The following is a 4,850-nucleotide window of genomic DNA, read 5'->3' as shown; positions in this document are numbered from 1 at the left end:
TTTTCGTTGAAACCGTTTGTTGCGAAACCAGCGGGGCCAGCATCGTCCATCATGTTCTTGTAGAAGTTCAGCGTGTCAGACCACTCACGTGTGTCGAACTGTGCATTCCACTCTTCGTCGAACCAGCGTGCGCCGAATGAGTTGGACATGGCTGTAATGAACGCGCCGCCTTCACCCCAACCGGCTTTACCACGCAGGCAAACACCGTTGATGTCGTTGTCACGGTCAGTCATTTCACGCGCCGCTTTGGCGATGAAGTTCCAGCTTGGTGCCGCAGGCATTTCAAGACCGGCAGCTTCCATCAGGTCTGTGCGGTACATAATCATGGAGCTTTCACCATAAAATGGTGCAGCAAACAATGTGCCGTCATAAGACAAACCACCGGACATTGCTGGCAGAATGTCTGCAGCATCATAGTCAGCGGACAGATCGTCCAGTGGGACAAGCCAGCCGTTGGCGCCCCAGATTGGTGTTTCATACATGCCGATTGTCATGATGTCGAACTGACCACCGTTTGTGGTGATGTCAGTTGTGACACGCTGACGCAGTACGTTTTCTTCCAATGTCACCCACTCGACGGCAATGCCGGTCTCAGCGGTGAAATCATCAGTGTAGCCTTGCATACGGATCATGTCGCCGTTGTTCACGGTGGCGATAGTGATCGTAGCTGAGTGGCTGCCTGCAAATGCGCTGCCTGCTGTAATCAGCGTAAGCGCGGTTGCAGCACGAAGAGTGCTCTTCAAAGACATCCGGTGTTCCTCCCTATTGGATGTGATGCCACTACGCTAGGGCAATTCAAGACGCGACGTCAACAAATTTTTTACGCGCGTAAAGATTCAATGCATCAAGCGGAGTCCCTCAAAATCAGCTTGCCTTCGATTCTCGTGCTTTTCCAAGGTTCTACGTGGCCATCGATCGCTTTGAACAAAGCCTCGGCCGCATGTTTTGAAACGGCATTATAGTCATGTGAAATCGTCGTCAGGGGCGGGCAGGTGTAGCGCGAATGCGGATGGCCGTCCTGTCCTGCGACGCGAATCGAACAGTCAGGACCGCGCCCAACCTTGACGCCGCGCTCATAGCAAGCTGTCAAAAGACCAATCGCGAGCCGGTCATTGCTGCACAGGATCGTATTGGTCTGGAACTGGCATTCGGACAGCGCCAGATGGCCACCCAGCCGCCCGATCTCCTCAAAGCCCCAGCCTTCACCATCAACCGAAATGACATGCGGCGTGTGCCCATAGGCGGCCATTGCATCCAGATAGCTCTGGCGGCGGCGATGCGCGTTTGGGTTTGCGGGGGTTTTCATTTCAAAGAAACAAGGCGGCTCCCCCGTCCGGCACAGATAATCGGAGATATGCGACGTGAATTGAAAGTTGTCAGAGCCAACAAAAGCGAGGCCAAACTCATCAACGCTACTGTCGAAGATCAAGGTTGGCACATCGGCGCAGAATTTCTCAAGTGCGCCTTTGTCTGATGCACGCCCCAGCGGTGCCAGCAAGACACCCGCCGGTTTGAGGGCACGTAGACTGTCCAGAATTTCCACCTCATGCGCGGGGTCACCATGCGCGCTGAACATCGTGGGCCGGTAGCCCGCATCAATACAACGTTGCTCCAGATTGCGCGCGATTTCCGCAAAATAGGGGTCAGCCAAAAACGGCACCACGATGCCGACATTCTTCGTCAGCTTCCTGTTTTGGTTCATCGCATAGATATTGGGACGATAATCATATTTCTCGATCGCCGCTTCAATCTTCGTGCGGGTGGCGCTGCGGACACTGTCGGGGTTGTTGAAATACTTCGACACCGTCGGCCGCGAAATGCCGCTCTTGGCCGAGAATTCTTCCATGTTTCTGATTTTGTTCTCTGACATGGTCGCGGCCCAGCAAGATATTTCCGAAAGTTTTTACATCCGAAACAATTTCTTGTCGCGCGTCAAGTTGTAATTTGCCAAGTGTGCATTCACACACCACCGTTGCGAACTTCGCGCACCCAGTTCACGAGGATTGCGCGCGCCCCTGGATCCATCTGAACCGCGCCGGGCGGCGGCATGGCATTGCTGACACCGGCGTGGAGGTAGATTTCCGACGCACGCCTTGCGACATCACCGGGCGTTTCGAGATAAACGCCCTTGGGCGCCCACTGCATGTTGCCCCAAACCGGCTCACGCGCGTGGCACATGGAACAATTCGCGATGACGGTGTCATAGGCCGCCTCAAAACTGGCAGCAGAGGCAAATTTTTCCTCATAAGGCGTCAGCGCGCGTGCCTCCGCCTCTTGCCAGGTGTCGCCACCGCGCATCGTGGACAGCCAGGCGATCAGGATCATCAGCAAAACCGTCACCGCCCACGTCCAATGCGGCCCTTTGCCCGTTTTGTGCATGGTGTTGAAGTAATGCCGAATCGTCACACCTGTCAGAAAGATCAGGCTGGCGATGATCCAGGCATATTCAGTCCCGAAGGAGAGCGGATAATGGCTCGACAGCATCAGGAAAACAACCGGCAGTGTCAGGTAGTTGTTGTGAGTTGAGCGCACCTTGGCGATCTTGCCGTACTTGGCATCGGGCGTGCGCCCCGCCTTGAGGTCAGCAACGACAATGCGTTGGTTCGGCATGATCTGAAAAAACACGTTCGCCGTCATGATCGTCGCGGTGAACGCACCAAGATGCAGTAAAGCAGCGCGCCCGGTGAAAACCTGATTATAGCCCCAAGACATCACCACAAGGATTGCGAACAGCAACAGCATCAACATCGTTGGCTTTTCGCTCAGCCGCGATTTGCACATGGCATCATAGGCCAGCCAGCCAATCGTAAGCGAGCCGCCCGAAATCAGGACCCCCTGCCAAAGCGCCAGATCAGCTTTTGTCGGGTCCAAAAGGTAAAGCTCACCGCCAACCCAGTAGACAATCATCAAAAGCGCCGCACCCGACAGCCACGTCGCATAGCTTTGCCACTTATGCCACGTCAGATGCTCCGGCATTTGCGCAGGCGCGACCATGAATTTTGTAGTGTGGTAGAAGCCGCCGCCGTGCACCTCCCACTCCTCCCCCGATGCCCCTTCCGGCAAATGGGGTGATGGTTTCAGCATCAGATCCAGTGCGATGAAATAAAAGGACGCACCAATCCACGCCATCGCCGTAATCACATGCAACCAGCGCACCGAAAAAGCGATCCACTCCCAGAGAATGGCAAGATCATACATGGCGGTCCCCTTTGTCAGACATAGCTTAACCCCATCCTAGGCGTGGATGGATTGTTCTGCTATTGCTTGTAGACGCCAAACAGCATCAAAAATACCAAGCAAATGTCCTACCTCGACAATATCCGCACTTTTGTCCGTGTCTATGAGCTGGGCAGCATGTCCGCTGCCGCGCGTGACCTGCGGATTTCGCCTGCGGTCACCTCCGCGCGGATATCGCAGCTTGAAGCGCATCTGAGCGTGCGCCTGTTCCAACGCACCACCCGCAGTCTTGCCCCGACAGAGCAGGGACGCGCGTTCTACGGTGGTGCCTGTGAAATCCTCGAAAGCGTGGCCAGCGCGGAAACGCAGGTGGTGAATATCACTGAAAACCCCAAAGGCGCGCTTTATGTGGCTGCACCCTTGGGTGTGGGGCGGCGGTTGATCGCGCCGCATGTTCCTGAGTTTCTGCGGCTCTATCCTGACATTACACTGCGCTTACGCCTGACGGACCGCACAGTAGATATGACGACTGAGGGGCTGGATCTGGCATTTTTCCTCGGTGATCCCGAAGACAGCAACCTGCGCATTCGCAAGATCGCGGATGTGGAGCGTATCTTATGCGCCTCCCCCGCTTATGTGCGTGCCCATGGCAACCCTGAAACCGGGGCAGACTTGATTGCCGGCAATCACGATTGCCTGAACCTGCGGTTTCCCGGTGCGACCGAATTCCAATGGCGATTGTTGACACCCGAAGGCCCAAAGAAATTTCGCGTCCACGGGCGCTGCGAATCCGATGACGGTGATGTGCTGACTGATTGGGCGCTCAGCGGCAACGGGATCGTGATGAAACCGCTGTTTGAGGTCTCCGACCACATCAAAGCGGGGCGATTGGTGCCTGTGGCCGCGCAAACCCCGCCTGTCCCGATCCAAATGGCATGTCTCTTTACACATCGCCGCAGGCAAGATCCAAAAACGCGGCTCTTCATGGATTTCATGATTGCGCGGATCAGCGGCGTCGTCAGGGGTAGCTAGATGACGCCCCGCCAACAAAAGAGACTTTCATGCGTTTTTTGAAGGTAGCTGCGTTTGATTTGTTCTAGAACGGTGCAAACGCAAGAAAGGATGCCAGCCCATTGACCCGATACCCCCGTGATATGACCGGATATGGTGCGACGCCGCCTGCTGCGAATTGGCCCAATGGCGCGAAGATCGCCGTGCAGATCGTCCTGAACTATGAAGAAGGCGGCGAGAACAACATCCTGCATGGCGATCCCGCATCAGAGGCGTTCTTATCCGAAATCACAGGCGCTGCCCCTTGGCTGGGCCAGCGCCATTGGAACATGGAATCGCTCTATGAATACGGGTCGCGCGCCGGTTTCTGGCGACTGCACCGTATGTTGGGGGATACGCCGCTTACCGTTTACGGCGTGGCCACGGCCCTCGCGCGCGCGCCCGATCAGGTTGCTGCGATGACATCCGCAGGATGGGAAATCGCCAGCCACGGGCTGAAGTGGGTCGAACACAAAGACATGCCTGAGAATGTCGAACGCGCCCAAATTGCGGAAGCGATCCGTTTGCACACCGAAGTGACAGGTGAAGCCCCGCGCGGGTGGTACACGGGCCGTTGCTCCAATAATACTGTGCGTTTGGCCGCTGAGACGGGCCAGTTTGCC

Annotated in this window: 5 protein-coding genes; 2 read left to right on the top strand and 3 right to left on the bottom strand. The window is 56.0% G+C overall.

Going from position 1 to position 4,850, the window contains the following annotated elements:
- The 3 genes from ACFDSS_RS13460 to ACFDSS_RS13450 form a co-directional block, all read right to left on the bottom strand.
- Positions 1-749: ABC transporter substrate-binding protein (locus ACFDSS_RS13460; RefSeq protein ID WP_375256243.1), on the bottom strand; the 749-nt coding region annotated here is incomplete at its 3' end.
- Positions 750-844: 95 nt separating this feature from the next.
- On the bottom strand, positions 845-1,870 hold the full coding sequence (locus ACFDSS_RS13455) for a LacI family DNA-binding transcriptional regulator (protein ID WP_375256242.1): 1,026 nt from the start codon (positions 1,868-1,870) through the stop codon (positions 845-847).
- Positions 1,871-1,959: 89 nt separating this feature from the next.
- Positions 1,960-3,198 (bottom strand): urate hydroxylase PuuD, encoded by a 1,239-nt coding sequence (locus tag ACFDSS_RS13450; RefSeq protein ID WP_375256241.1) that lies wholly within the window; start codon positions 3,196-3,198, stop codon positions 1,960-1,962.
- Positions 3,199-3,300: 102 nt separating this feature from the next.
- Between ACFDSS_RS13450 and ACFDSS_RS13445 the strand changes: the two genes are divergently transcribed.
- Complete coding sequence (locus ACFDSS_RS13445; RefSeq protein ID WP_375256240.1) at positions 3,301-4,209, top strand: LysR family transcriptional regulator; 909 nt, start codon at positions 3,301-3,303, stop codon at positions 4,207-4,209.
- Between the two features lie 101 nt (positions 4,210-4,310).
- Positions 4,311-4,850, top strand: a 540-nt coding sequence (locus ACFDSS_RS13440) for a polysaccharide deacetylase family protein (RefSeq protein ID WP_375256239.1), incomplete at its 3' end; no start/stop codon positions are given.

The organism is Yoonia sp. (assembly GCF_042093035.1).
Classification (GTDB): domain Bacteria; phylum Pseudomonadota; class Alphaproteobacteria; order Rhodobacterales; family Rhodobacteraceae; genus Yoonia.
The sequence above is the reverse complement of the archived record's forward strand: the minus strand, read 5'-3'. Positions and strand labels throughout refer to the sequence as shown.

Coding starts and splice junctions, on each gene's coding strand:
- ACFDSS_RS13455 (WP_375256242.1), bottom strand. CDS start 1,870: ATGTCAGAGAACAAAATCAGAAACATGGAAGAATTCTCGGCCAAGAGC.
- ACFDSS_RS13445 (WP_375256240.1), top strand. CDS start 3,301: ATGTCCTACCTCGACAATATCCGCACTTTTGTCCGTGTCTATGAGCTG.
- ACFDSS_RS13450 (WP_375256241.1), bottom strand. CDS start 3,198: ATGTATGATCTTGCCATTCTCTGGGAGTGGATCGCTTTTTCGGTGCGC.